This window comes from Sandarakinorhabdus limnophila DSM 17366 (assembly GCF_000420765.1).
In the GTDB taxonomy this organism is placed as follows: Bacteria; Pseudomonadota; Alphaproteobacteria; order Sphingomonadales; family Sphingomonadaceae; genus Sandarakinorhabdus; species Sandarakinorhabdus limnophila.
This window is the reverse complement of the sequence record NZ_ATVO01000006.1, coordinates 94736-119034: the sequence shown is the minus strand read 5'-3', so window position 1 is coordinate 119034 and position 24299 is coordinate 94736. Positions and strand designations below refer to the sequence as shown.

The window sequence follows — 24299 nt, the reverse complement described above, 5'->3', positions numbered from 1 at the left end:
CAGCCTAGTCGGATTCGCCTTGTGTGCCAGCCCCTATCGGCTGCGTGTGACGGTTGGGTTACAACTGCGTGACAGCCGCTGGGCTCATTTCGGCGGCAGCAGCAGGTTGTGGCGGCGCAGGACAGCCTGCAACTGGTCGTGCGGCAGCGCTGATACCGTCCAATAATCTGCACCGGTCATCGTTTTCGCGGCGATCATGGCGTTGATCACGGCTTCTTCCACCCCTTCGATGGTGGCGGTGAACAGCGGGTTGATGGCGGCGTTGGGCAGGCGGGCGATGGTGGCCGGCTTGTCGACGGCTTCGTGCCAGTTGCCATCGTCAACGCCGGCATTGGCGGTGGAAAAGGCGATGAAGATATCGCCCGAACCATCGGCCAGGATCGATCCCAGCCGACCCAGGCCCGCAGTGCCGCGCCGCGCCAGCCGCTTCAGTTGCTCGGCGGTGAGCGGGGCATCGGTGGCGATGACGATGATGATCGAGCCGCGATGTTCCTCACTCGCAGGATCGGCGATGGCCAGCTTCTTGGGATCGCACAGCGTTGGTGTTGTGCCAAAGAATAGCTGCGGCGGAGACAGGATTTTGGCCACGCAGCGCGGGCGCAAATCCATCTCGCGCGCCACGTTTATGCCGGCGATGCGCAAGCCGTTGGCTGAACCATAATTGCATTGCACCAGCACGCCGACGGTATAGCCGCCTTCCACAGCCGTCAGCCTGCGCGATGCCGTGCCGGTGCCGCCCTTGAAGCCGTTGCACATCATGCCGGTGCCACCGCCCACATTGCCTTCGGCCACCGGGCCGGGTTTGGCGCTGTCCAACGCATCCAGCGTGTCCTGTTGGGTCACATGCTGGCCGGACATGTCGTGCAGGGTGGCATCGGCGGTTTCAGCGACCAGCGGATACCAGAAGGCGCCCTTGCGGTGATCGGCCAGCCATTTGAAGGCCGCATCGCGCACTACGCCCACGCTGCCGGTGCCGGTGATCAGTATCGGTGTTTCCAGCACGCCGCCTTCTTCCACCCAGTGCGTGCCGGTCATGTCGCCATTGCCGTTGCCGGCAAAGAAACCGGCAAACACGCCGCGTTGATCCGTCTTGCCGCGCGGAAAAATCGCCGTCACCCCGGTGCGCACCGGGCCTTTGCTCCGTACTCGCGCACCTTCCCCCGATATCAGCGTCTTGAAGCCGACTTCGACGCCGGCAACATCGGTGATGGCATTCAGCGGCCCCGGTGTGCCGTCGAAGGGCACGCCCAGATCGCGGGCGCGTGGGCTCGCGGTGGCACTGCTGGCCAGAAATAACGCCGTCAGGATCAGATGTTTCATGGCAAATCCCCCATTGCCAGCAAGGGTAACCTGCCGCCCGGGCCGGCGCAAATTTGACTTTGTGGCCGAGGTCGTTCAAAGCCCGGCCACAACTCGATGGGCGCGTGATCGGAGCATCTGGCTCCAAGGCCCCACCCCCCTAACTTGCTTCCCTTATCACGCGGGTTGCCAGGCAACCCCGGGCCTTTTGGCCCTCCCGGTTGGCATGGTGCCTCCGGGCGACTGATATTGTTGGAACAACAACCTCATGAATTTCTCTGATCTCGCTCTTGCGGAACCCTTGTCGCGCGCCATTGCCGAAAAGGGCTATGATATCCCCACCCCGATCCAGCAGGCGGCCATTCCGCCGGCGCTGGCTGGCAACGACGTGCTGGGCCTCGCGCAGACCGGCACCGGCAAGACAGCAGCCTTCGCGCTGCCGATCCTCAACCGCCTGGCTGCCAATCCCAAGCATCGCCTGAAACTCTCCACCCGCGTGCTGGTGCTGGCGCCCACGCGCGAACTGGCCGCGCAGATTGCCGCCAGCTTCACCGCCTATGGCCGCTATCTGAAGCTGTCAGTGGCCTGCGTGTTCGGCGGCGTGCCGATCGGCCGCCAGGAACGCGCGCTGTTCCCGGGTGTTGATGTGCTGGTGGCCACCCCGGGCCGTCTGCTCGATCTGGTGATGAAGGGCGCGTGCGACCTTGGTCATGTCGAAATGCTGGTGCTCGATGAATGCGATCAGATGCTTGATCTGGGCTTCGTCCATGATCTGAAGCGCATCACCGGCCTGCTGCCGAAGCAGCGCCAGTCGATGCTGTTCTCCGCCACGCTGCCGCCAACCATCGAAGACATGGCCCAGCGCTATCTGAAGAACCCCATCAAGGTTGCCGTCAAGCCGGCCGCCACCACCGCCGAGCGCGTGGTGCAGACGGTGATCCATGTTTCCCAGCCGGAAAAGCTGGCGCTGCTGGCGCATCTGCTGGTCGAGCCCGACGTGGGCAGCGCCATCGTTTTCACCCGCACCAAACATGGCGCCGATCGCGTTGTGCGCCAGCTTTCGGCGCACAAGATTGCGGCCGAAGCCATCCACGGCAACCGCAGCCAGGCCCAGCGCACCCGCGCGCTCACGGGCTTCCGCACCGGCGAAGTGAAGGTGCTGGTGGCGACTGATATCGCGGCCCGCGGCCTCGACATCCCAGCGGTGAGCCATATCTTCAACTACGAACTGCCCAACGTGCCGGAACAATATGTGCACCGCATCGGTCGCACCGCGCGTGCCGGCCGCGAAGGCCGGGCGATTGCCCTGTGCGCGCCGGATGAACGCGCGTTCCTGAAGGATATCGAGCGCACTATCCGCATGCAGCTCGACCAGCAGGCGCTGCCGGCCAATTTCCGCGATCTGGTGGGGCTGACGGCCAAGCTGATCAAGTCCAGCCCGTCGGCCGCCGATCCGCCTCGCGATGAGCGTGATTTCAACCGCAGCCCGGGTGGCCGTGGCCGCGATCCGCGCGCCGTGGTGCATGCCGATGGCCGTGGGCCGCGTCGTGAAGGTGGCCGCGATGGTGGCCGCGATGCCGCCCGTGATGGCGCGCGCCGTGAAGGTGGCCCTGGCCGTCCGGCCAATGCTGCCCGTCCGCAGGGCCGCCCGGGTGGCGGCTTTGGTGGCCAGCGCAACAGCGGCCAGCGCCGTTCGCCTGCCGGTCGCTGATCGACGGACATGAAAAAAGCCCCCGCCAGAGCAATCTGGCGGGGGCTTTTTCTTTACGCAGGATGGATCAGGCGACGGTGGCCTTCACGATGCTGCCCGGCGCGCGCGGCGGCTCGCCCTTGGGCAGCGCGTCGACGAATTCCATGCCCGACGTCACTTCGCCCCACACCGTGTATTGGCGATCGAGGAAGCGGGCATCGTCAAAGCAGATGAAGAACTGGCTGTTGGCGCTGTTCGGCGCGCTGGTGCGCGCCATCGAGCAGACGCCGCGCACGTGCGGCACGTCGTTGAATTCGGCCTTCAGATCGGGCAGATCGCTGCCGCCGGTGCCGGTGCCCTTGGGGCAGCCGCCCTGGGCCATGAAGCCGGGGATGACGCGGTGGAACTTGACGCCGTCGTAAAAGCCCTGGCGCGCCAGCGTGGTGATGCGCTCGACATGGTCGGGGGCCACATCGGACCGCAGCTTGATGACGACATCGCCGCCGCTGTCGAGCGTGAGGGTAAGGGTGGTCGGCGCGTCAGCCATTGTGAATCTCCGGTTGTGGGAAAGCGCAGCCTCTAGCCCTTCAGCCGCAGCGCCTCAAGTCGTTCCCGCAAGGCCGGCGGAATCGGTGCCGGGCCGGATTCGGGATCGCGGTGCACCAGCACACTGTCGCAGAGCGCGATGCACTGGCCTTCCTGAAAGGCCGCCATGGCGACCGTAAAGCTGCTGCTGCCGATCCGCGCAATCGCATAGCCAACGGTGACCGGCGCCGGATAATTGCCTTCCGCCAGATAATCGATGGCCACGTGCGCCACGACAAAGCTGGAGCGGCGCTCGCCCACGGCCGGTGCCGCCGGCCCCGCGCGATTGAAGCGCACGCGCGTTTCTTCGAACAGGCGGGCAAAGGCCACGTTGTTGAGGTGGCCGTTCACGTCCATGTCACCAAAGCGCGTTTCCAGCGTCTGGCTGGCCGGATAGGCAGCGGGATCGCGCCGCCGGGCGTCGTCCTTCATCGCATGCGATACCGGATCGGCATGGCCTTCAGGCCGGAAACGAAGTTGGCGACCGACAGTTTCGGCTCGCCGGCCAGTTCGATCTCGTCCAGCCGCGGCAGCAGTTCGGCGAACAGGGCCCGGATTTCCATGCGCGCCAGGTGCAGGCCCAGGCACTGATGGACGCCGTTGCCAAAGGCGGTCTGCGGATTGTTGGCGCGGTCCACCCGGAAGCTGAACGGGTCCTCGAACACCGCCTCGTCACGGTTGCCCGACCAGTAGAACAGCGCCACACCGTCGCCGGCCTTGATCGTCTTGCCGCCCACCACCGTATCTTCGGTGCAGGTGCGCATGAAATGCTTCACCGGCGTCGCCCAGCGCAACATCTCCTCGACCGCCTGCGGGATCAGCGATGGATCGGCTTTCAGCTTGGCCAATTGCTCCGGATTCTGCGCCAACGCCAGCAGCCCGCCTGATGCCGTGCTGCTGGTGGTGTCATGCCCGGCGGTAACGGTGATGGCGTAATAGCTGATGGCTTCCAGCATGCCGATCGGTTCGCCGTCCACCGTGCCTTGTGCGATCACGGTGGCCAGATCATCGCGCGGATTGGCACGGCGATCCTGCATCACCTCGCCGAAATAAGCGAAGAACTGCTGCACCAGCGCAAAGATATCCACCTGCGGGTTGCCGGTGGCTTCCGGGCCACCCAGGCCTTGCGTCAGGATGCGGCTGCGCGCCACCACGTCGGGATCCTGCGGGCCGAAAATCTCCTGCGTCATCTGCAGCATGCGGCCTTCGTCCGCCTCTGGCAGGCCCAGGATCATCATGATGACACGCAGCGGATACCAGAGCGCGACTTCATTGACGAAGTCGCAGGCGCCGCCAAGGCTGGCCATGTGGTCGACATGCGCCTTGGCGATGGCGGCGATCCGCGGTTCCAGCTTTTTCAGGTTTTGCGGCATGAACCATGTGTGGGTGATGCGGCGCAGTTTCATGTGCAGCGGGTCATCCAGATCGACCAGCGTGCGAAACAGGTGCGTGTCACCCGTGGTGCTCTTCACCCACTCTTCGGCCTCGATCGGCGAGATATAGGTGCGTTCCCGGTTGATGAAGCGATCATTGGCCTTGGAAATGGCGACTATGTCGGCATGGCGGGTGATCGACCAGAACGGGCGGAAACCCTTCGGCTGGGTCCAGTGCACCGGATCATCCCGGCGCAGCGTGATGTAGGCATCATGGATGCTTTCATCGGCAAAGGCGGCCGGATTGACCAGCATGTGGTCGATGGTGTCGCTGTTGAAACCGGGGAAGGGCATGGCGGTCATTGGCTGCGTCCTCTGGCTTGCACGGCGCCGCGCGCGGCTTCGACCTCGGCGGCGGAGACTTGGGCATTGGCCGCGGTGGAGCGTTCCGCTTCCAGCGCCATCGCCTGCCCGAACGGCAGTTCATAGCCGTCGTTGATCAGCTTCTTGTACCCACGCGCAAAACCGGGCGCGATGGTGGCCATGTCGTGCGCCAGCTGGGTGGCGGCGGCGACCAGGTCCTCGGCCGATACGACGCGGTTGAGCAGACCCCAGCGTTCCGCCGTGGCGGCATCGAGGAAATTGCCGGACAGTGACAGCTCGCGGGCGCGATACGGCCCGATCAGGCGCGAAAGTTTCTGGCTGAGCCCCCAGCCCGGCATGATGCCGACCCGCGCATGGGTATCGGCAAAGCGGGCATTTTCGCTGCCGATCAGCACGTCGCAGGCCAGCGCCACTTCGAAACCGCCGGTAATGGCGACGCCGTTGATGGCACCGATGACGGGCTTGCCGGTCTGTTCGATGGCCTTCACCGGATTGTCGTCAGGGCCTTCCGCGTTGGCGGCGCCCAGACCCTGTTGGCCGAGTTCCTTCAGATCGAGGCCGGCCGTAAAGGCGCGGGTGCCGGCGCCGGTGAGCAAGATGGCGCGCACATCGTCGTCTGCTTCAAGTTCGCGGAACACCTTTGCCAGATCGCGGCGCAGCGCCTGGCTCAGCGCGTTCATCGCCTGCGGCCGGTTCAGTGTGACGATGGCAACCGGCCCATCACGACTGACCAAAACGACATCTTCGGACATGCAGTGCCCTCCCTGCCGCGCACATTAGTCCATTGTGCTGCCGGGGCCGCCTGCAATTGGCGATAGGGGGATTACTTGGCCAGAATCACTTCGCGCGCCGCAGAATGACGTAAAACGCACCGCCACCGCCGTGGCGTGGGTGGGCGGCGCGCAAACTGGCAACGTGTGCGCGCAGATCGGGCCGTTCCAGCCAGTGCATCAGTTCGGCGCGGATGCGCGCCGGACGGTCCGGGCGGCCCTTGCCGGTGACGACCAGGATGACGCGGGTGCCATCATTGGCGAGGATGGCGGATGACAGCGTGGCATGGGCATCAACCACGGTGTGGCCGTGCAAATCGATCACCCGGTCAGGGGAGAGGCGGCCGCGGCTGATCTGTCGGTCCCAAGTGCCATCCAGCGGCGCGCCGAGCGGGTGGGGCTTGGGCTTGGCCGGTGGCGGCGCCTTGGCGGCGGGCCGTGGCGGGCTAGGCTTGGGTGCGGTCTTGGGCGGAGCGGGGGCGGGAGCTGCCGGCGCCACAGCCGCCGGTATTTCCGGCGCGCGCTTGCCGGGCAGGGGCTTCACGCTGGCCGCCACTCGTGCCCACAAGGCCCGTTCATGGGCGGATAGGCGGCGCATCAGGGCTTAAGCCGCGCGGCGGCGGTGGCGGGAATCAGCAGGATCAATCGGGCTGGCGACGATTGCGCGCCGGCAATGGCGGCGGCTTCGGGGCCGGGGCCAAGGAATAGATCGATGCGGTTGGCGCCCTTGATGGCCCCGCCCGTATCCTGCGCCACCATCAGCCGGGTGAACGGGGTCGCCGGGCCGGTGAGCGTGGTTTCCACCAACAATGGCGCGCCAAGCGGAATGAAGGCTGGATCGGCGGCGACGCTGACGAACGGTGTCACCGCCGCGCCCATTGCACCAATCGGGCCGTCGCCCTTCAGTTCCCGGAAGAAGATCTTCGACGGATTGGCATTCAGCATAGCCGGCGCCCCGGCGGGGTTGGCGCGCAGCCAGGCGATGATTTCCTTCATGCCGGCCTTGCCGCGTTCCAGCTTGCCCTGTTCGATCAGCAGCCGGCCGATGGCGACATAATCGCGGCCGTTCTGGCCATCATAGCCAATGCGGATGATGCGCCCATCGGGCAGGCGCAGCCGGCCACTGCCCTGAATTTCGAGGAAGAAGGCTTCAAAGGGGTCAGCCGCCCACGCCAGTTCCAGCTGCCGGCCCACCAGTGCGCCTGCCGCGATCTGTTCGCGCGTCGCATAGGGCACCAGGCGCGTGCCCTGCACGCGGCCGCGAACAGTGCGGCCCTTCAGGCTGGCGGCGAAATCACCCAGCGGCACGTCGATCAGATCGGCCGGGCGGCGATAGAGCGGCACGTCGTATCCCGGCTGAGGGCTCAAGCTGGCGGCGATTTCCGGCTCGTAATAGCCGGTGGCAAAGCCTGCGCCGCCGGCCACGGTGATAGCGTGGAACTGGCTGCGGAAAAAGCCGTCCTCCTCGCCCGGTGCCACGCTGGCGGCAGCCGTGCAGGCGGGCTGCCAGTCTTCGGGCCGGGTCAGGCCCGACAGGTCTTCACGGCGGGTGAGGCCGGCGCAGGATTTGCGGAAGGCGGTCAGTGCGGCAGCAGCCTCGGGCAGAGCCGGAAGATCAACCAGCGCAACACCGGCATCCGCAGCGCGGGTGACGAGAGGCGGCTTGGCTGGCTCAGTCGGTGGTGCGACGGCCGGAGGTGACAACGGCGGAGCTAAAGGGGTTACCTGCCGCTCCTGCTTGCCGGCACAGGCAGCCAGCAGCAACAGGCTGGCCAGCGCAATCCACCGGCGCACGGAACGATGATCAGGCGTTGTTGTCGGAAGCGTCGCCCAGATGATCGGGCGGCATCTGATCGCTGTCGTCTTCATTGTCGGTCGCGATCAGCACCCAGGCCGGATCTGTGTTGCCGGCAAGGCGGCTGAAGGTCCACAGATCGCGGGTTTCAATCTCACCGTCGCTGGTGGCGATGCGGGCGACAAAACCCACGGTCACTTCAACCATCTGGCCAACCACCGTGGCGTCGCGCAGCGCAACGGCGCCCAGCCCGGCCAGTCGGTTGGGCAGGCTGCCACCGCCGCGCGCTTCGATGGCGTTCGACAGATTGTGATGCACTTCGTCCGACACCAGGCCGGTCAGGCTCGAAAGATCGCCGGTCCAGAAGGCTTCGAGGATCATGCCGTAGGCGCTGCGCGCGCCGGCCAGGAAACGATCGGGGGCGAAGCCGGGATCGGCATCGGCCACGGCTTCCAGAGCGGGTAACAGGCCACGATCGGTGCCGGGCGGCAGTAGCAACTGGCCGCGCACCGGGTTTGTCGCTTCACGACGCGGCGGCGCGGTTACTTCGGCGCTGGGCCGGAACGCGTCACCGATCGGCCGCTCCTGCCCAGTGCGCTTGCCGAGCACGGAGACGAGGCGCAGGCCGATGAAAGCGGCCAGCAACGCCAGCAGCACAATCTCGACCCAACCACTGCCTTCGGACATTTATTATCCCCAACCACCGCGCCAAAAAACCATCGGCATCGGTGGCCTGAATGAAAACCGCCATCGAACCGGATGGCCAACTGGTCAAAGATTGGCGTGAAACCGATCATGCCACCGGCACAATGCGGGAATCACGCAAGAATTAACCCGACTTCATCTCATAATCGGCTTTTATGGTGCTGATTGCAAGGGAATGCGGCATTACCGCCAGCCTGTCAGGCCGCTGCAGTTGCGGCCATGGCGGCGGCCAGTTCCTTCACCAGCTTGGCCGCGACCACTGCGGTCATGCCATTGATATCGCGTGTCGGGTTCAGTTCCACCACGTCGCCGCCGATGATCGGGGTGTCGAGATCAAGCAGGATGTTGACGATCTGGCGGACGGTGAGCCCTCCCGGTTCATGGTGTGATACGCCCGGCGCAAAGGCTGGATCGAGCGCGTCGATATCGATGGACACATAGAGTGGCCGGTCGAATCGCGGTCGCCAATCGTCGCGGAAATGCCGGGCTTCGATGATCTCCACGCCGAACCGCGCCGCCTGTTCGCGGCAGTGGCGATTGAGCGTGCGGATGCCGACCTGCACCAGTCGGCGGGCATGGCCGCCTTCCATGATGCGCGCAAACGGTGAGGCGTGGGAGCGGCGATTGCCATCGAGCTCGTCATAGAGGTCAGGGTGGGCATCGAAGTGCAATATGTCGAAGGCGCCGTGGCGGCGGGCCAGTGTTTCGACCACCGGGAAACTGATGGCGTGATCACCGCCCAGCGCAATCAGTTGCCCGGGGCAGGCGGCGATGGCAGCGCGGATACGCTCATCATCGCCGGCATCTTCAGCGATCGCGACGTCGCCGCGATCCGCCAGCGCAAAATCCAGCCCGATCTCGGTGCCGCGTTCGGTGCCGCTGTTGCCGTGCTCACTGGCCAGCGCAGCCCGGATCGCCGCCGGGGCCCCGGCCGGCCCGCGCAGGAAGCTGCTGTGCTGGTCGGTGGGGATGCCGATCAGGCTGATGGTGGGCGGCATTGTGAAGTTCGCTCAAAAAATCGCCGCCAGAGCAGGGGGTTGGGGGCGGCCCTGCGCTGGCGGCCAGAAAATGTGGTGCGGGCGGCGGGACTCGAACCCGCACTTCCGTTGGGAAAGCGGATTTTAAGTCCGCTGCGTCTACCGGTTCCGCCACGCCCGCTTGTCAGACCGGTCGTCCGGCCTGGCGGGGCCGACGATCAGCCGTTGAGGCGTTCGCGTAATTCCTTGCCGGGCTTGAAATAGGGCACCTTCTTCGCATCCACCTTCACGGCGGCGCCGGTGCGCGGATTGCGGCCGGTGCGCGGATCGCGGGCGCGGGTGGAAAAGGCACCGAAGCCACGCAGTTCAACGCGTCGGCCCTGGGCCAAGGCATCAGTGATCTCGTCAAAGATGGTGGCGACGATGCGCTCGACATCCTTGATGGTCAGATGCGGGTTCTGTTCGGCGACGATGGCAACCAGTTCAGACCTGATCATCTTGGCCTACCTCATTTGGCGCCACCCCGGCGCATACCCCCCAAAAATCAAAGTAATTCTATTGCATTGGCAGGGATGGTCAAGGCGCGCCTGTCAAAAAAACGCAACCATCGTGCCACAATCTCCGGGCTGAGGCCGCGTGGCGGCGCCGCACCAACGAAAAACGCCCCGGCAGATGTTCTGCCGGGGAGCGTTTCATGGCTTTTTGGAAAAAGCGCGATCAGTTCTTTTCGGATTTCACGGCTTTTTGGAAAAAGCGCGATCAGTTCTTTTCGGATTCTTCGCGGGCCTTGTTGAAGGCAGCGCCCAGGATGTTGCCCAGCGTCGCACCCGAATCGGAGGTGCCGTATTGGGCCACGGCTTCCTTTTCCTCGGTGATCTGCAGCGCCTTGATGCTCAGCATCGGCTTGCGGCCCTTTTCGAAGCCAACCACCATGGCATCGACCTTCTGGCCGGGCTGGAAGCGCTCGGCCTTCTGGTCTTCGCGGTCGCGGCTCAGATCGTTGCGCTTGATGTAGCAATCCGGGCCATCTTCGCCGATCTTGACATCCAGACCGCCATCGCGGGCGGCAACCACGGTCACCGTGACGATGTCGTTCTTCTTCCAATCGCCGCCGCTGGTGTTGCGGGTGCCAGTGGCCGCGCCCGTGCCGCCCTGTTCATCAAGCTGCTTGATGCCCAGGCTGATGCGTTCCTTCTCGATGTCCACTTCCAGCACGCGGGCCGAAACACGCTCGCCCTTGTGGTGGCGCGCCAGGGCGCCTTCGCCGGTCATGCCCCAGGCGATGTCGCTCATGTGCACCATGCCGTCGACGTCGCCGTCGAGACCGATGAACAGGCCGAATTCCGTTGCGTTCTTGACTTCGCCTTCCACGATCGTGCCGACCGGGTTGGTTTCAGCGAACACTTCCCACGGATTGCGCTGGGCCTGCTTGAGGCCAAGGCTGATGCGGCGCTTTTCCTCGTCCACTTCGAGAACGATGACTTCCACTTCCTGGCTGGTCGAAACGATCTTGCCGGGGTGGACGTTCTTCTTGACCCACGACATTTCCGAAACGTGCACCAGACCTTCGATGCCGGCTTCCAGTTCCACGAAGGCGCCATACTCGGTGATGTTGGTCACGCGGCCCTTGTGCTTGGTGTCCACGGCGTACTTGGCAGCAGCAGTGGTCCACGGATCGGCTTCCAGCTGCTTCATGCCCAGGCTGATGCGCTGGGTGTCGCGGTTGATGCGCACGATCTGCACGCGCAGCACGTCGCCGATGTTCAGCACTTCGGACGGGTGGTTGACGCGCTTGTAGCTCATGTCGGTCACGTGCAGCAGGCCGTCGATGCCGCCCAGATCCACGAACGCACCATAATCGGTGATGTTCTTCACGGTGCCGTCAACGATCTGGCCTTCGGCAAGGCTGCTGATCAGGCCGGTGCGGGCTTCTGCGCGCGATTCTTCAAGGATCGAGCGGCGCGACACCACGATGTTGCCGCGCTTGCGGTCCATCTTCAGCACCTGGAAGGGCTGCGGCAGGTTCATCAGCGGGGTGACATCGCGCACCGGGCGGATATCCACCTGCGAGCCGGGCAGGAAGGCCACGGCGCCGCTGAGATCGACGGTGAAGCCGCCCTTGACGCGGCCGAAGATCACGCCTTCGACGCGCTCGCCAGCAGCGAACTTGGTTTCCAGCGCATCCCAGCTGGCTTCGCGGCGAGCGCGATCGCGGGACAGCATGGCTTCACCCTGCGAGTTTTCCACGCGGTCGACGAACACCTCGACTTCATCACCAACCTTCAGGTCGGTCTTGCCATCCAGGCCGGCGAATTCGCGCAGGGGCACGCGGCCCTCGCTCTTCAGGCCGACATCGATGACGACAAATTCATTTTCAAGCGCGGTCACAACACCGCGGACAACACGGCCTTCAAAGCTCTGGTTCTCACCGAGCGAGGCATCAAGCAGAGCCGCAAAATCATCACGGGTCGGCTGGGCAGAAGTAGCCATAGAGTATCATTCACCTTCATTTGGGCCGGCGCGGGCAAGGATGGACGGCAAAAGCCGCCTATACCCACGAAACCCCTCGACAAGGCACCATTGCCCGCCGTTCATCGCCGTCGCGGTGGCACCATGCCAGCCGCTCAAGAGAAACCGGAAAAAAACCAAGCGCCCGCACAGGGAAAACCCTGCCGGGACGCCGATAACCCCTTACCGGCTGTGCTGTGCGCGTGCCTTTTCAACCAAGGCAATCGCTGCAGCGACGGCGGCGGCTATACTGAGATTACTGGTATCAAGCAAGGCAGCATCACTGGCCTGCACCAAGGGCGCGGCAGAGCGCCCGGAATCGCGGGCATCACGCGCATGGATGTCAGCCAGCACATCGGCCAGCGTCTGATCGCTGCCCCCAGTTTCTTTGGCGCGCCCGGCCTGTTCGGCATGGCGGCGCTGGGCGCGCACTTCGGGCGCCGCCGTCACGAACAATTTGGCCATGGCATCGGGCGCGATCACCGTGCCGATATCCCGCCCATCCAGCACCGCCCCACCGGATTGCTTGGCAAAGCTGCGCTGCACATCGAACAGCACCGCCCGCACTGCCGGATGACTGGAAACGATCGAGGCATAATCACTGTTCAGCGCGCTCATCAGATCAGGATCATCCAGCAGCGCCGGATCAAGTTGTCGTGCTGCCTGTGCAGCCGCATCGGCATCGTACGGATCATGCCCCGTCAGCCGCACCGCCAGCCCGCAGGCGCGATACAATTTGCCGGTATCCATGAACGGCAGGCCGTAATGCCGGGCCAGCGCCTTGGCGATGGTGCCCTTGCCGCTGGCAGCCGGGCCATCAACGGCGATGACGAGGGAAGGGGTGGTGATCACCGGTTGGCGTTAGCGGGCCGGTCGCAGGTGGGCAAGTGGCGGGCAGGGCGGCGCGCAATTGACGGGGCCGGGGCGCAGACCTAGGCTTTGCTTACAGGCAGTTGATCACGGCCATCAAGACCGGACGCGCCATAAACGGGGGGACACATGGAGCGTCGCACATTTCTGAAGGCGGCAGGCTTGGCAGCGGCCAGTGGCGTGGCTGGTTCGACCGCTTCAGCACAATCGGCGCTGAAGTGGCAGCGCACGGCGAAGCCGGCGGATGTGGTGGTGATCGGCGCCGGCGCGTTCGGTGGGTGGACGGCGCTGCGGCTGCGCGAGATGGGCCATACGGTCACGCTGGTTGATGCTTATGGGCCGGGCAATGCGCGGGCGACGTCGGGCGGGGAAACCCGGCAGATCCGGGTGGGCTATGGCGATCGTGAAGTCTATTCGCGCTGGGTGTTGCGCGGGATGGAACTGTGGCGGGAGCGGGAGCGCGAGTTCGGGTTGCCGCTGCTCTCCCAAGCCGGGCGGTTGCAACTGGCGACCGATCTCAATGCCGGCCTGCGCGGCTCGCGCGATGTGTTCACTCGGCTGAAGGTTGATCACGAACTGATGACGGCGGCCGACATGCGCCGGCGCTGGCCGCAGATGGAGCCGGGCGAGAACATGGTTGGCCTGTATGAACCCGGCGCCCTGATCGTGCGCGCACATCGGGCCTGCCTGGCCGTGGCCGAAGCGGCCGCGCGCAAGGGCGTGCAACTGGTGTCGGGCCGCGCCCAGCCCGGGCAGGCCAGTGGCGGCGCCATGGCCAATCTGGCGCTGCAGGGCGGCGAGACGGTGAGCGGCGCGAAATATGTGTTTGCCTGCGGGCCGTGGCTGGGCCGGTTGTTCCCTGATCTGTTGGGCAACAAGCTGCAGACGCCGCGCCGCGAGGTTTATTTCTTTGGCGCACCGGCCGGCGATGACCGTTATTCCTGCCCGAACCTGCCGGTGTTTTCGGAAGCCAGCCACTATGGTTTCCCCAATGTTGACGGCAAGGGCATCAAGGTCTGCCCGGTTGGCGGCGACACGATCATGGACCCTGACAATGATGATCGCATCGTCACACCGTTCCAGGTGCGCCGGTCGCGCGATTACATCGCCCGCCGCTTCCCGGGGCTGAAGGACCAGCCGATCATCGAGACCCGGGTGTGCCAGCTGGAAAACAGCGTGGACGAGCATTTCATGATCCAGCGCCACCCGGGCTGGGACAATGTCTGGATCGCCGGCGGCGGTTCCGGCCACGGCTTCAAGCATGGCCCGGTGGTGGGCGAGTATATCGCTGAACGCGTGCTGGGCCGGCCAACCGATCCGGCGCTGGAAGCGCTGTTCCGCGTGAAGGATGAAAAGTTCTGAACACGATGCGGCGCGACCGTAAGCCCGGCAGTTGCCAGACAGACCTAGTTCACGCAGAATGACTTTCAGGGTCAGTCACTTCGCGGGGGCGAATGATGTCTGCTGGCGGCCCGGGTTCTGCATCGTTTCCAGTCATGTTTATCGCGGGTACGCAGCCGGAGGCGGTGAAGCTGGCACCGTTGCTGCTTGATCTGCAGACGCGTGGGCACTGCCCCTTGCTGGTAGCGACCGGGCAGCATCGTGAGATGTTTGATGAAGCCTTGGCCGGGTTCGGGCTGCAGGCGGATCATGATCTGGGTGTGATGGCGGCCTCGCCAGATACAGTGGTGGGGCGGCTGGTGCCTGCGCTGGCGGACGTGGTGCGGGAAACGCGGCCGGCGTGGGTCGTGGTGCAGGGCGACACGAGTTCGACGCTCGCCGGTGCCTTGGCGGCCCGCTATGCCGGGGCGCGGCTGGCGCATGTCGAAGCGGGCTTGCGGACGGGAACGCACGATCCGCACCCAGAGGAAATGCACCGCAAGCTGGTTGCGCAAATGGCGCAGTTGCACCTGGCACCCAGAGCGGCAGCAGCAGCGGCGCTGGCCGCAGAGGGTGTGTGCGATGGCGTGCACGTCACCGGCAACAGCGGCATCGATGCGCTGTTATTGATGAAGGCGCGGCTGGCCGGCGATGTAGCACTGGCAGGGGCGGCGGTGGCGCCGCTGGCCGGCATCCCACGTGGGAGGCCGTGGGTGCTGGCGACCATCCATCGTCGCGAGAACCAGGGTCACGTGCTGGGCGGGTTGCTGGACGCGCTGGCCGAATTGGCGGGCGAAGCAGAGATCATCCTGCCGGTGCATCCCAGCCCGGCGGTTTCAGGCCCGCTGCGTGCCGCTCTGGGCGGCCATCCCAGCGTTCACCTGCTGCCGCCGCTGCCCTATGCCGGGTTCGTCGCTCTGATGGGACAGCGTCGCCTTGTGCTGACCGATTCGGGTGGGGTGCAGGAAGAGGCACCGGCCATCGGTCTGCCCTGCCTGGTGCTGCGCGACACCACGGAGCGGCGCGAGGGGCTGTTCAGCGGCAATGCCGCGCTGGTGGGGCGTGATCCGGCGGTAATCGTGGCAGCGGCGCAGCGTGTTCTGGCCGATTACGCGTTGCGGGCAACGATGGCAGAACCATCCTTGCCTTATGGAAGCGGCGGTGCTGCCCGCGCCATCAATGATCTGCTGTTGGGAGAAGCCTGCAGCCAAGCTGCTCCATCATTGCCACGAACGTTGGAAAGCTCGTTGCGATCGGCCGGGCATCATCAATGACCACCGGCCGGGCCGCGTTCAGGCCCAGCACGGCGAAGCTCATCGCGATGCGGTGATCGAGCCGTGCCGCGATGGTAGCGCCGCCGGGGACGAGATCGCCGTCACGGCCTTCGACGATCAGGCCGTCTTCAAGCTCCTCGCACTGCACACCGCAGGCCTGTAGCCCCTGCGCCATCACCGCGATCCGGTCGGATTCCTTCACCCGCAGTTCTTCGATCCCGCGCATTACCGTGCGCCCCTTCGCAAAGGCGGCGGCGACGAACAGCACCGGATATTCATCAATCATGCTGGGCGCGCCGTCAGGCGGCACGTCGATGCCAGTGAGCGCACTGTGGCGGACGTGGAGATCGGCGACCGGTTCGCCGCCAACGGTGCGTTCGTTCAACAGATCAATGCGCCCGCCCATCGCCTGCAGCACTCTTACCAACCCGGCGCGTGTGGGGTTCAGGCCAACATTGCGAATGATGATGTCGCTACCCGGCACGATCAGCGCGGCGACCATCGGGAAGGCGGCTGACGACGGATCGCCTGGCACCTGAATGGTCTGCGGTTTGAGTTCGGCCTCGCCGCGGATGGTGATGATGCGGCCCTCCGGCGATTCGGTGACCGAAAGCTGGGCACCGAATCCGGCCAGCATGCGCTCGCTGTGATCACGGGTGGGGATGGGTTCGATCACCACCGTCTCGCCCGGCGTGTTGAGGCCAGCCAGCAGCACCGCCGATTTCACCTGCGCCGAGGCGACCGGCAGCGTGTAGCGGAGCGGAATCGCCGGGCAGGCACCGGTGAGCGTGAGGGGCAGGGTCTGCCGTCCCGGCCCTGGCGTGGCGGCGATGGTGGCGCCCATCAGGGACAGTGGCGTGATCACCCGCCCCATCGGCCGACCCGACAGGCTGGCATCGCCGATGAACGTCGCGGTGATCGGGTGGGAGGCGACCAGGCCCATCAAAAGCCGCGTGGAGGTGCCGCTGTTGCCCATGTCGAGCGCGGTCGCCGGCTGCAACAGCCCGCCAACGCCGACGCCGTGAACGCGCCATTCGCCGGTACCAGTGCGCTCGATATCGGCCCCCATCGCCCGCATCGCCGCGGCAGTGGCCAGCACATCCTCGCCCTCAAGCAAACCTGTGATGCGGGTTTCGCCCACCGCCAGCGCGCCGAGCATCAGCGAGCGGTGGCTGATCGACTTGTCGCCCGGCACCGTCACATCGCCCTTGAGCGGGCCTGAAGCGGCAAGGCAGAGCGGGGCGGGTTTTCCGGCGACGTGATTCATGACGCGGCGCTTTGACAGGGCTTGCCGGCTGTGGCAATGCGCCGGTCTTTCCGGGATGGCTGTGCTGCCCCGGCTCGATTGCGTTTGCCCGGCTGGACCCACGGCCGGGACGATCACGGAGACGATATGGTCAAGGCTGAATGGGGCACCAAGCGTGCCTGCCCGAAATGCAACACCCGATTCTATGATCTGGGCAAGGAAGACCCGGTGACCTGCATTTCCTGCGGCTTTGGCTGGGCGCCGGAACCGGTCCTGAAGTCCAAGCAGACGACGCCGTTTGAAGCCACCAAGCCGCAGGCGGCCGAGGAAGACGCCGTGGTGGCCGTGGATGAGGATCTGGACATCGAGGACGCCGACGTGGAAGCCGGCGAAGCTGATGCCGATGTCGATCTGGGTGATGATGATGATCTGGGTGTCGTCTCGGAAGGCACGCACGACGAGAATTGAGGATATCGGCCGGCTTTGCGAATTTCGGGCTTGCAAGGCCGCGAAACATCGCCTAACCGGCCGCTCCCGGCGTTGCTGGTAACAGCAACGACCACATTGGGATGTGGGGCCTTAGCTCAGCTGGGAGAGCGCTACGATGGCATTGTAGAGGTCAACGGTTCGATCCCGTTAGGCTCCACCATCCCAACCTAAAAACCCCGGCCAGAGATGGCCGGGGTTTTTGCTTTTCAGGCGAATCGCTGGCAAGGCGCATCGCCATGAACAGCCGATCCGATTATCGCGTCCACCGCCTGATCCCCACCCGCTGGATGGACAATGATGCCTATGGCCACGTCAACAACGTGGTCTATTATAGCTGGTTCGATACCGTGGTGAACGCCTGGCTGATCGAGCAGGGCCTGCTCGACATCCACCATGGCAACCCCATCGGCCTGGTGGTGGAAACCGGCTGCCGGTACAATCGCTCCGTCGCCTTCCCCGAAATCGTGCAGGCCGGCCTGCGCATCGCCAAACTCGGCAACAGCAGCGTGCGTTGGGAGGTGGGCCTGTTCACCGCCGGCCATGAAGCGCCGGCCGCGGAAGGCCATTTCGTCCACGTCTATGTCGACAGGGAGACGCGCCGGCCCGCGCCGCTGCCCGATGCATGGCGGCAGGTGCTGTTGCCGCTGGTGGTTGCGCCAAACGCCGCCACGCCCTAAGCGCCCGCGATGCACACGCCAGACGACTCGATCCTCATCCTCGATTTCGGCAGCCAGGTGACGCAGCTCATCGCCCGGCGCATCCGCGAAGTGGGCGTTTATTGCGAGATCGTGCCCTTCGCCAAAGGCGGCGAAGCATACACACGGATGCAGCCCAAGGGCGTCATCCTGTCGGGCAGCCCGGCCAATATCAGCGATGAAAACGGTCCGCGCATCCCGGATGTCGTGCTGGCCGCCGACGTGCCGCTGCTTGGCATCTGTTACGGTGAACAGTCGCTCTGCTACCAGTTGGGCGGCGCCGTTGTCGCCTCCGATCACCGCGAGTTCGGCCGCGCCGAAATCGACATTGTCGACGATTGCGCCTTCTTTGCCGGCGTGTGGGCCAAGGGTGACCGCCCGACCGTGTGGATGAGCCACGGCGACCGCATCGAGGCGATCCCCCCCGGCTTCCGCGCCGTGGCGGTGAGCGCCGGCGCGCCGTTCGCTGCCATCGCCAACGACGAAGCCCGCCGTTACGGCGTGCAGTTCCACCCCGAAGTGGTGCACACGCCCGATGGCGGCGCGCTATTGAAGAACTTCGTCGTCAATGTCTGCGGTATCACGCCGAACTGGTCGATGGCCGGCTTCCGTGCATCCAAGATCGCCGAAATCCGCGAGCAGGTGGGATCGGCCAAGGTGATCTGCGGTCTGTCAGGCGGGGTCGATTCTGCTGTGGCCGCCGTGCTGATTCACGAAGCGATCGGCGATCAGCTCACTTGCGTGTTCGTCGATCATGGCCTGATGCGGCTGGGCGAAGCCGAACAGGTCGTCACCCTGTTCCGTGAACATTATCACATCCCGCTGGTGCACGTCGAAGCCGGGGAATTGTTCCTCGGTGGCCTTGCCGGCGTCACCGATCCGGAAGCCAAGCGTAAGTTTATCGGCAAGACCTTCATCGAGGTGTTCGAGGCCGAAGCCAAGAAGATCGGCGGCGCTGATTTCTTGGCCCAAGGCACCCTCTATCCCGACGTGATCGAGAGCGTCTCCTTCACTGGCGGCCCCAGCGTGACGATCAAGAGCCACCACAATGTCGGCGGCCTGCCGGAACGCATGAACATGAAGCTGGTTGAGCCGCTGCGCGAACTGTTCAAGGACGAAGTTCGCCGCCTTGGTGTCGAGCTCGGCCTGCCGCCGGCGTTTGTCGGCCGCCACCCGTTCCCCGGCCCCGGCCTTGCCATCCGCATCCCCGGCGAAGTGACCAAGGAAGCCTGCGACACGCTGCGCAAGGCCGATGCGGTGTATCTCGACGAGATCCGCAAGGCGGGCCTGTATGACGAGATCTGGCAGGCCTTTGCCGTGCTGCTGCCGGTACGCACCGTCGGTGTGATGGGTGATGGCCGCACCTATGATCGGGTCTGCGGCCTGCGCGCTGTCACCAGCGTGGATGGCATGACCGCCGATGTCTATCCCTTCGAGGCCAGCTTCCTCACGCGCGCTGCCACCCGCATCGTCAACGAGGTGAAGGGTATCAACCGCGTGGTTTACGACTATACGTCAAAGCCGCCCGGCACCATCGAGTGGGAATGAGGCCGGCAAAACGGGGGCGGGAATGAGCGAAGCGGATACGACCCCGGCACTGGCGCGCACATTGAAGCGCCGGCATGTCACCATGATCACGCTGGGCGGCGTCATCGGCGCCGGCCTGTTCGTCGGCAGCAGTGCCGCCATCGCCTCGATCGGTCCGGCCGTGGTGATCAGCTATGCGCTGGCTGGTGCCATCGTGCTGATCGTGATGCGGGTGATCGCGGCGCTGGCCGTGGCGGTGCCGCATGCCGGCACCTTCACCGAATATGCCCGTGCCGGGCTGGGCCGCTGGGCCGGTTTCACCGCTGGTTGGCTCTATTGGTATTTCTGGGCGGTGGTGATCGGCATCGAGGCAATCGCCGGGGCCGGTATCGTCGCGCTTTGGGTTGATCTGCCCGTGTGGCTGATTGGCACCGTGCTCACCTTGCTGATGGCCGGTTCCAATCTGCTTTCGGCGCGCAGTTTCGGCGAGTTCGAATTCTGGTTCTCCACCATCAAGGTGGTGGCCATCGCGCTGTTCATCATCATCTGCAGCGTGTTCCTGTTCGGATCGCCGGCCTCCACCGGCATTGCCAATCTCACCAACGATGGTGGGCTGGCGCCGATGGGCTGGGGCGCAGTGATTGCTGGCGTCACCACGGTGATCTTTGCCCTGGTGGGCGCCGAGATAGTCACTGTGGCCGCCGCCGAAGCCGAGGATTCGGGCGATATGGTCGCCAAGATGGCCAGCACGCTGATCCTGCGCATCAGCGTCTTCTACATCGGCGCCATCAGCCTGATTGTCTGCATCGTGCCCTGGCGCAGCATCGTGGCTGGCCAATCACCCTTTGCCGCCGCGCTGGATGTGATCGGTGTACCGGGCACGGCGCTGTTGATGAACCTGCTGGTGCTGGTTGCCGTGCTGTCCTGCCTCAACTCGTCCATCTATGTCGCCAGCCGGGCGCTGTTCACGCTGGCCGCCAATGGCGATGCGCCGCGCTGGAGCGTGGCGGTGGACAGCCGCGGTGTGCCGGCTCGTTCCATCATCGCCTGCACGTTGGTGGGCCTGGCCTGCGTGTTCGCTTCCGTGCTGTCGCCGTCGCTGGTGTTTGCGTTCCTGGTCAATGCATCCGGCGCCACCATGGTGTTCGTCTACTCGCTGGTGGTTGTCGCGGCGATCCGGATGGGTATTGGCGGCGGCTTCCTGCGCTGGGGGCGGTTTGTGGCGGTTGCGGCCATGCTGGGCGTGTTAGCGGCAATGGCGCTCACCCCCGATCTGGCACCGCAATTCTGGGCCAGCATGGGTTTCCTCGGCCTCGTGCTGATCGCCGCGGCGGCCACGCGCAAGCGCCGCTGATCCGAGCGGATTTCCAGCGCCAACCTGTTTGCTAGAAAAGATTTCCGGACTTCACTTTGCCAGATTCCCGGCATTCAAACTGATCGATTCTGCGTGACAGGATCAGGCGAGCAATTTTGGGGTGAAGGCAGAAAGGGTGCGGCAGCGGGAAACCGGTGCCGTATGGCTCAAGCGTAGGCGGCTTCGCCAACGACTGAAGAATGTACAACGAACAATTTTTTCGACAACGCGATCATGTCGCAATAGGTGTCGATCTTCGTTGCATCGCGTTCTGTAAAATTCATGGCGTTGACAGGAAGCGTGACGGCGTTTGGCAACCAATGCTGCAACGCCGATTTCACGAAGACCCACGCTTCATCATCGAACATATCAAACAGCAGGATGCAATGGTCATCACGACGGCCGGCGGCAATCAGGTCCTCAACGCGCGGCAAGGCAATTGTCTGATAGCCCAGTTGAAAAAGTTTCTCATCGATTGCCAGCCTGAAATTTTCACAGGGATGCAGAGTGACGACCTGCCACTTCAAGACATTTCTCCAAAACGACAGCACATCTGGGGGGGATGGCGTAGACTAGCCATGAACCAAAAGCGTAAGAAAGTGCAGACCAAAAAACGCACTCAGCCTTCAAATTCACGCAATTCGCTGAAATCGCGCCGATGCGATGGTTTGGATCGGTGTTTCTCCGAAATGCCGTTTGTATAATGTTGTCAATGCGCTGAGTGTTGAAAAACCCATTTCATAGGCCAATTCGGTAATAGTGGCATCGGGAGGCAGGAGAAACAGCCGTTCCCGCACCCTGATCATGCGTTCACGTTGCTGCCATTGCATGGGTGAACAGCCGAACCGTCTCATGAAACTATATTGCAGTGATCGTGCCGAAAGTGCGCTTGCGTTTTCCATCTCGGTCAACGTCAAGGGGCGCACATCGATGGTGGCGCGGATTTAATCACACACGAAATCAACGCGGCCTCGTGGAACATGCTGCGTTTCTGCCGTGTCTTCGCCTTCGAGCAGGGTCGTCGCCACCCATCGATACAGGACATCATCGACGCCCAGGCGGGCTGCGAGCGCGACATCCTCGCCGCAGGCGTCAATGATCTTGCAGATATGGGTGAATGTCCGCCAGAGGGCGGGTTGAAAGCCGAAAGGGATTTTCGTGGGCCGGTCGTCAGGCAAATGCACGATGCGGTCGGTGCCGCTCATGGCCATCTGTCGTTTCATGAGTTAGTCAATATCAAAGGCGGCAACGAAGGCGCTGCCGGTGGTTCGTTCGCTGGTGCGCGGCAGGTTTGGCAAGGTGATCATGTTCTGGCCGGGGAGCAGATTGAACTGCTTACCATCGCACAGGGTTTCCGATCGGCCCGCAACGGAAACCATGACGTGCCAGCCCTGCGTATCCGTTACCGTGGCCTGACACGGAGTCACCGAATTGGTTGCGACCTTGACGCCACCGCAGACCAGATCCGCGTGGGCGAAGGCGGGGATCACCGGGCCGGGCAAATCGAACATCTGCAGGCTGGGTATCGTTGATGACAGGGCGTCGGCGGCCGCGGCGGCCGACGTGAAGCGGCGGGATCTTGATTGGCCGAATAAGAGGGGCAGAAGTGCCATTAACCCCCACTACACATGTTAACTTGATATGCAGAGGCTAGGCGAACCTTGCAAGAATGTAACCAATCTATTTTGCAAGAGATCGCCGGCATCCTGTGCGCTTCCCCGGCGATGTCGTGAGAGCGGGGAGACGCCACGGCAGGACCCGTGGGCCGTTGCGCATCAAGTGGGATGGGGCGCAACCAACCCCAACCGTGGCGTCTCGTCTGCTGGACATTCCGGGAGATGCGCGCAGTGGACGCGCATCTCCGGCGGCTCACCCCCCTGGTCGCCAACGGAACGAATGCGCCGCCATTCAACCTGCAGGCCAACGCCATCCGGCAGACCTCCTTTCGGAGTGCTGAAAACGTAGCGGCATCCACCAACCAGCGGCAAATCAAGTTGGTGCGGATTCCGGATGTAACCGTATAATCCTGCAAGTGTCTGTTTTTAATGAATAATTGATCTATGATCTATCTGCGTGAAAATACTTATAAGACCGAAATCGGATTTCTCGTCAGAAATGGATGAATATATATCCGGTATTGCATCTTTTTGCAGTTTGGGCCGATAACGGCCACCACTACACCTGCAAACAATGGAAAAAGTATTTGTAATTCGATCGTTTATTTTCGGATTATAAAAAATAACTACCGTAAACAACGGCCGCAAAGAGTTGAAAATGGGTCAAACGCACAAGATCCTGATCGCCGATAGCGATTTCGCATTTGCGAAGGCGTGCCAGAATCACCTCGAAAATCTGGGATATGCGGTTGTGATCGCTCACGCCTATGCGCAGGCTGCTGATGAACTGGCCGATCCGGCCATTTCGACAGTGATCGTTGATGGCGGCCTGAACGGCGGCGGCGCGATTGCCCTGATGAAGATGGTGGCGTTGCGCCCTTCATCCCTGGGTGAGGGGTGGCCGCGCTTCATCCTGACAACGGCCGATCCGACGGTGGAACTGGCAATCGAGGCGCTGCGGGCGTCGGCGGTGGACCTGCTGATCAAGCCGTTTGCGATGGCGGCCCTCGATGTCCCGCTCGCGTTGATCCGGGAGATGCGGGCGAAGGCCGCGCGCACGGAGTCCGTGGACGACAAGCTTTCAACCCTGACCGGCGAAATCCGCCTGCTCGGCAGCCTGCTGCAGAATCAGGCTGGTCATGCGGCGGCTCCGGTGGATGTCCCCGCGTCCATGCGGACCAATCCAGACGCAGCCCTGCTCCGGAAGCTGATCCGTGCAGAATCCACCCGGGCGATGGCGATTGGCGGCAAGGCGTTGGGCGACCCGGCCTGGAACATCCTGCTTGATCTGATTCTGGCCTCGCTGGAAGATCGCAAAGTTGCCGTTTCGAGCGCCTGCATTGTCGCTGGGGTGGCGACCACCACTGCGCTGCGCTTGATCACGCGCATGGTGGACGATGGCGTGTTGATGCGTGTCCCGGATGAAAGTGATGGCCGGCGCCATTTCCTGGCCATCGAGCCAACCGTCGAACGGGCGCTCAAGAGCTATATTGCCGATCTGGCAGACCTGTAAACGCAAACGGGCCATTGTGCCGCCCGACCGCGTGCGACAAGGCCTGTCACGGCATCGCTGAAGCAGCCTTTGCGCAAGGCCATGCGCACACGCGGCTGCCAGCAGCGTATAAACCCATGTCCATCGTTGCTGATTGTCGCCGATCCTGTGGCAAAACAGGCCAGCATTTTGCGGCTTTCCGTGCCACTCACAGTTTGTTGGTTACAGATCGTGTTGAGAGGGCGTCTCATTCATGAACGTTTCGATGAC

25 protein-coding genes and 2 tRNA genes are annotated in these 24299 nt (G+C 63.9%); 9 read left to right on the top strand and 18 right to left on the bottom strand.

Translation table 11 applies throughout. The annotated features are described in order from the left end of the window. Window positions 1–84: 84 nt before the first annotated feature. On the bottom strand, window positions 85–1320 hold the full coding sequence (locus G566_RS0108230) for a DmpA family aminopeptidase (RefSeq protein WP_022680198.1): 1236 nt from the start codon (window positions 1318–1320) through the stop codon (window positions 85–87). A gap of 247 nt (window positions 1321–1567) precedes the next feature. Between G566_RS0108230 and G566_RS0108225 the strand changes: the two genes are divergently transcribed. After that, window positions 1568–3010: a DEAD/DEAH box helicase gene (locus tag G566_RS0108225; RefSeq protein WP_029131429.1), complete on the top strand. Its 1443-nt coding sequence runs from the start codon at window positions 1568–1570 to the stop codon at window positions 3008–3010. Between the two features lie 67 nt (window positions 3011–3077). Here G566_RS0108225 and G566_RS0108220 read toward each other — a convergent pair whose 3' ends face one another. From G566_RS0108220 to cmk, 12 genes are all read right to left on the bottom strand, one after another. Next, on the bottom strand, window positions 3078–3536 hold the full coding sequence (locus G566_RS0108220; RefSeq protein WP_022680197.1) for a peptidylprolyl isomerase: 459 nt from the start codon (window positions 3534–3536) through the stop codon (window positions 3078–3080). A 32-nt stretch (window positions 3537–3568) separates the two neighbouring features. Next, complete coding sequence (locus tag G566_RS0108215; RefSeq protein WP_022680196.1) at window positions 3569–4006, bottom strand: acyl-CoA thioesterase; 438 nt, start codon at window positions 4004–4006, stop codon at window positions 3569–3571. Beyond that, window positions 4003–5310 (bottom strand): cytochrome P450, encoded by a 1308-nt coding sequence (locus tag G566_RS0108210; protein ID WP_022680195.1) that lies wholly within the window; start codon window positions 5308–5310, stop codon window positions 4003–4005. The genes G566_RS0108215 and G566_RS0108210 overlap by 4 nt, the downstream gene beginning before the upstream one ends. Continuing rightward, the gene (locus G566_RS0108205) at window positions 5307–6083 is read right to left on the bottom strand and encodes an enoyl-CoA hydratase (RefSeq protein WP_022680194.1); all 777 of its coding nucleotides are present in this window, start codon (window positions 6081–6083) and stop codon (window positions 5307–5309) included. The genes G566_RS0108210 and G566_RS0108205 overlap by 4 nt, the downstream gene beginning before the upstream one ends. A gap of 85 nt (window positions 6084–6168) precedes the next feature. Next, window positions 6169–6699, bottom strand: a complete 531-nt coding sequence (locus G566_RS0108200) for a Smr/MutS family protein (RefSeq protein ID WP_022680193.1) — start codon at window positions 6697–6699, stop codon at window positions 6169–6171. Further along, window positions 6699–7895 (bottom strand): murein transglycosylase A, encoded by a 1197-nt coding sequence (gene mltA / locus G566_RS0108195; protein ID WP_022680192.1) that lies wholly within the window; start codon window positions 7893–7895, stop codon window positions 6699–6701. Before mltA ends, G566_RS0108200 begins: the two co-directional genes overlap by 1 nt. Before the next feature lie 10 nt (window positions 7896–7905). After that, the gene (locus G566_RS13930) at window positions 7906–8583 is read right to left on the bottom strand and encodes a Tim44/TimA family putative adaptor protein (RefSeq protein WP_022680191.1); all 678 of its coding nucleotides are present in this window, start codon (window positions 8581–8583) and stop codon (window positions 7906–7908) included. Window positions 8584–8798: 215 nt separating this feature from the next. Then, on the bottom strand, window positions 8799–9599 hold the full coding sequence (locus tag G566_RS0108180; protein WP_022680189.1) for an arginase family protein: 801 nt from the start codon (window positions 9597–9599) through the stop codon (window positions 8799–8801). A 73-nt stretch (window positions 9600–9672) separates the two neighbouring features. After that, window positions 9673–9759: transfer RNA gene (locus G566_RS0108175), tRNA-Leu, on the bottom strand. Between the two features lie 37 nt (window positions 9760–9796). Further along, complete coding sequence (gene ihfB, locus G566_RS0108170; protein WP_022680188.1) at window positions 9797–10075, bottom strand: integration host factor subunit beta; 279 nt, start codon at window positions 10073–10075, stop codon at window positions 9797–9799. A 262-nt stretch (window positions 10076–10337) separates the two neighbouring features. Beyond that, window positions 10338–12068 carry a 30S ribosomal protein S1 gene (gene rpsA, locus G566_RS0108165; protein ID WP_022680187.1) on the bottom strand — a complete coding sequence of 577 codons (1731 nt, stop codon included), beginning with the start codon at window positions 12066–12068 and terminating at the stop codon, window positions 10338–10340. 201 nt (window positions 12069–12269) lie between these two features. Then, a complete protein-coding gene (gene cmk, locus G566_RS0108160) occupies window positions 12270–12938 on the bottom strand; it encodes a (d)CMP kinase (protein ID WP_022680186.1) in 669 nt (222 codons plus the stop codon). A gap of 147 nt (window positions 12939–13085) precedes the next feature. Here cmk and G566_RS0108155 point away from each other — a divergent pair, with 147 nt between their 5' ends. Both G566_RS0108155 and wecB read left to right on the top strand, forming a co-directional pair. Beyond that, window positions 13086–14318 (top strand): FAD-dependent oxidoreductase, encoded by a 1233-nt coding sequence (locus tag G566_RS0108155; protein WP_084706818.1) that lies wholly within the window; start codon window positions 13086–13088, stop codon window positions 14316–14318. Window positions 14319–14452: 134 nt separating this feature from the next. Beyond that, the gene (gene wecB, locus G566_RS15085; RefSeq protein ID WP_169522812.1) at window positions 14453–15610 is read left to right on the top strand and encodes a non-hydrolyzing UDP-N-acetylglucosamine 2-epimerase; all 1158 of its coding nucleotides are present in this window, start codon (window positions 14453–14455) and stop codon (window positions 15608–15610) included. Here the strand turns inward: wecB and aroA are convergent. Further along, complete coding sequence (gene aroA, locus G566_RS0108145; protein WP_022680183.1) at window positions 15513–16877, bottom strand: 3-phosphoshikimate 1-carboxyvinyltransferase; 1365 nt, start codon at window positions 16875–16877, stop codon at window positions 15513–15515. The two genes, wecB and aroA, sit on opposite strands and share 98 nt — an antisense overlap. A 126-nt stretch (window positions 16878–17003) precedes the next feature. On the opposite strand from aroA, the gene G566_RS0108140 reads away from it, so the two are divergent. From G566_RS0108140 to G566_RS13925, 5 genes are all read left to right on the top strand, one after another. Continuing rightward, window positions 17004–17324 carry a TIGR02300 family protein gene (locus G566_RS0108140; RefSeq protein WP_029131427.1) on the top strand — a complete coding sequence of 107 codons (321 nt, stop codon included), beginning with the start codon at window positions 17004–17006 and terminating at the stop codon, window positions 17322–17324. A 105-nt stretch (window positions 17325–17429) separates the two neighbouring features. Continuing rightward, a tRNA-Ala gene (locus G566_RS0108135) sits at window positions 17430–17505 on the top strand. Between the two features lie 76 nt (window positions 17506–17581). Beyond that, window positions 17582–18022 (top strand): acyl-CoA thioesterase, encoded by a 441-nt coding sequence (locus G566_RS0108130; protein ID WP_022680181.1) that lies wholly within the window; start codon window positions 17582–17584, stop codon window positions 18020–18022. 9 nt (window positions 18023–18031) lie between these two features. Then, complete coding sequence (gene guaA, locus G566_RS0108125; protein WP_022680180.1) at window positions 18032–19588, top strand: glutamine-hydrolyzing GMP synthase; 1557 nt, start codon at window positions 18032–18034, stop codon at window positions 19586–19588. 22 nt (window positions 19589–19610) lie between these two features. After that, window positions 19611–20921: an amino acid permease gene (locus tag G566_RS13925; RefSeq protein WP_022680179.1), complete on the top strand. Its 1311-nt coding sequence runs from the start codon at window positions 19611–19613 to the stop codon at window positions 20919–20921. A 167-nt stretch (window positions 20922–21088) separates the two neighbouring features. Here G566_RS13925 and G566_RS0108115 read toward each other — a convergent pair whose 3' ends face one another. From G566_RS0108115 to G566_RS0108105, 4 genes are all read right to left on the bottom strand, one after another. Then, on the bottom strand, window positions 21089–21448 hold the full coding sequence (locus G566_RS0108115; protein WP_022680178.1) for a hypothetical protein: 360 nt from the start codon (window positions 21446–21448) through the stop codon (window positions 21089–21091). Between the two features lie 105 nt (window positions 21449–21553). Further along, the gene (locus G566_RS15080; RefSeq protein ID WP_156874467.1) at window positions 21554–21823 is read right to left on the bottom strand and encodes a helix-turn-helix domain-containing protein; all 270 of its coding nucleotides are present in this window, start codon (window positions 21821–21823) and stop codon (window positions 21554–21556) included. 42 nt (window positions 21824–21865) lie between these two features. Then, window positions 21866–22126 (bottom strand): hypothetical protein, encoded by a 261-nt coding sequence (locus G566_RS0108110; RefSeq protein ID WP_156874466.1) that lies wholly within the window; start codon window positions 22124–22126, stop codon window positions 21866–21868. A 21-nt stretch (window positions 22127–22147) separates the two neighbouring features. Further along, a complete protein-coding gene (locus G566_RS0108105; protein WP_156874465.1) occupies window positions 22148–22534 on the bottom strand; it encodes a hypothetical protein in 387 nt (128 codons plus the stop codon). Window positions 22535–23195: 661 nt separating this feature from the next. Here G566_RS0108105 and G566_RS14795 point away from each other — a divergent pair. Next, window positions 23196–24050: a response regulator gene (locus G566_RS14795; RefSeq protein WP_022680173.1), complete on the top strand. Its 855-nt coding sequence runs from the start codon at window positions 23196–23198 to the stop codon at window positions 24048–24050. Window positions 24051–24299 lie beyond the last annotated feature (249 nt).

What these genes read in the sequence shown, in the direction of transcription:
- G566_RS0108230 (WP_022680198.1), bottom strand. Translation starts at nt 1,320, where the DNA reads ATGAAACATCTGATCCTGACGGCGTTATTTCTGGCCAGCAGTGCCACC.
- G566_RS0108225 (WP_029131429.1), top strand. Translation starts at nt 1,568, where the DNA reads ATGAATTTCTCTGATCTCGCTCTTGCGGAACCCTTGTCGCGCGCCATT.
- G566_RS0108220 (WP_022680197.1), bottom strand. Translation starts at nt 3,536, where the DNA reads ATGGCTGACGCGCCGACCACCCTTACCCTCACGCTCGACAGCGGCGGC.
- G566_RS0108215 (WP_022680196.1), bottom strand. Translation starts at nt 4,006, where the DNA reads ATGAAGGACGACGCCCGGCGGCGCGATCCCGCTGCCTATCCGGCCAGC.
- G566_RS0108210 (WP_022680195.1), bottom strand. Translation starts at nt 5,310, where the DNA reads ATGACCGCCATGCCCTTCCCCGGTTTCAACAGCGACACCATCGACCAC.
- G566_RS0108205 (WP_022680194.1), bottom strand. Translation starts at nt 6,083, where the DNA reads ATGTCCGAAGATGTCGTTTTGGTCAGTCGTGATGGGCCGGTTGCCATC.
- G566_RS0108200 (WP_022680193.1), bottom strand. Translation starts at nt 6,699, where the DNA reads ATGCGCCGCCTATCCGCCCATGAACGGGCCTTGTGGGCACGAGTGGCG.
- G566_RS13930 (WP_022680191.1), bottom strand. Translation starts at nt 8,583, where the DNA reads ATGTCCGAAGGCAGTGGTTGGGTCGAGATTGTGCTGCTGGCGTTGCTG.
- G566_RS0108180 (WP_022680189.1), bottom strand. Translation starts at nt 9,599, where the DNA reads ATGCCGCCCACCATCAGCCTGATCGGCATCCCCACCGACCAGCACAGC.
- ihfB (WP_022680188.1), bottom strand. Translation starts at nt 10,075, where the DNA reads ATGATCAGGTCTGAACTGGTTGCCATCGTCGCCGAACAGAACCCGCAT.
- rpsA (WP_022680187.1), bottom strand. Translation starts at nt 12,068, where the DNA reads ATGGCTACTTCTGCCCAGCCGACCCGTGATGATTTTGCGGCTCTGCTT.
- G566_RS0108155 (WP_084706818.1), top strand. Translation starts at nt 13,086, where the DNA reads ATGGAGCGTCGCACATTTCTGAAGGCGGCAGGCTTGGCAGCGGCCAGT.
- wecB (WP_169522812.1), top strand. Translation starts at nt 14,453, where the DNA reads ATGTTTATCGCGGGTACGCAGCCGGAGGCGGTGAAGCTGGCACCGTTG.
- aroA (WP_022680183.1), bottom strand. Translation starts at nt 16,877, where the DNA reads ATGAATCACGTCGCCGGAAAACCCGCCCCGCTCTGCCTTGCCGCTTCA.
- G566_RS0108140 (WP_029131427.1), top strand. Translation starts at nt 17,004, where the DNA reads ATGGTCAAGGCTGAATGGGGCACCAAGCGTGCCTGCCCGAAATGCAAC.
- G566_RS0108130 (WP_022680181.1), top strand. Translation starts at nt 17,582, where the DNA reads ATGAACAGCCGATCCGATTATCGCGTCCACCGCCTGATCCCCACCCGC.
- guaA (WP_022680180.1), top strand. Translation starts at nt 18,032, where the DNA reads ATGCACACGCCAGACGACTCGATCCTCATCCTCGATTTCGGCAGCCAG.
- G566_RS13925 (WP_022680179.1), top strand. Translation starts at nt 19,611, where the DNA reads ATGAGCGAAGCGGATACGACCCCGGCACTGGCGCGCACATTGAAGCGC.
- G566_RS15080 (WP_156874467.1), bottom strand. Translation starts at nt 21,823, where the DNA reads ATGGAAAACGCAAGCGCACTTTCGGCACGATCACTGCAATATAGTTTC.
- G566_RS0108110 (WP_156874466.1), bottom strand. Translation starts at nt 22,126, where the DNA reads ATGAGCGGCACCGACCGCATCGTGCATTTGCCTGACGACCGGCCCACG.
- G566_RS0108105 (WP_156874465.1), bottom strand. Translation starts at nt 22,534, where the DNA reads ATGGCACTTCTGCCCCTCTTATTCGGCCAATCAAGATCCCGCCGCTTC.
- G566_RS14795 (WP_022680173.1), top strand. Translation starts at nt 23,196, where the DNA reads ATGGGTCAAACGCACAAGATCCTGATCGCCGATAGCGATTTCGCATTT.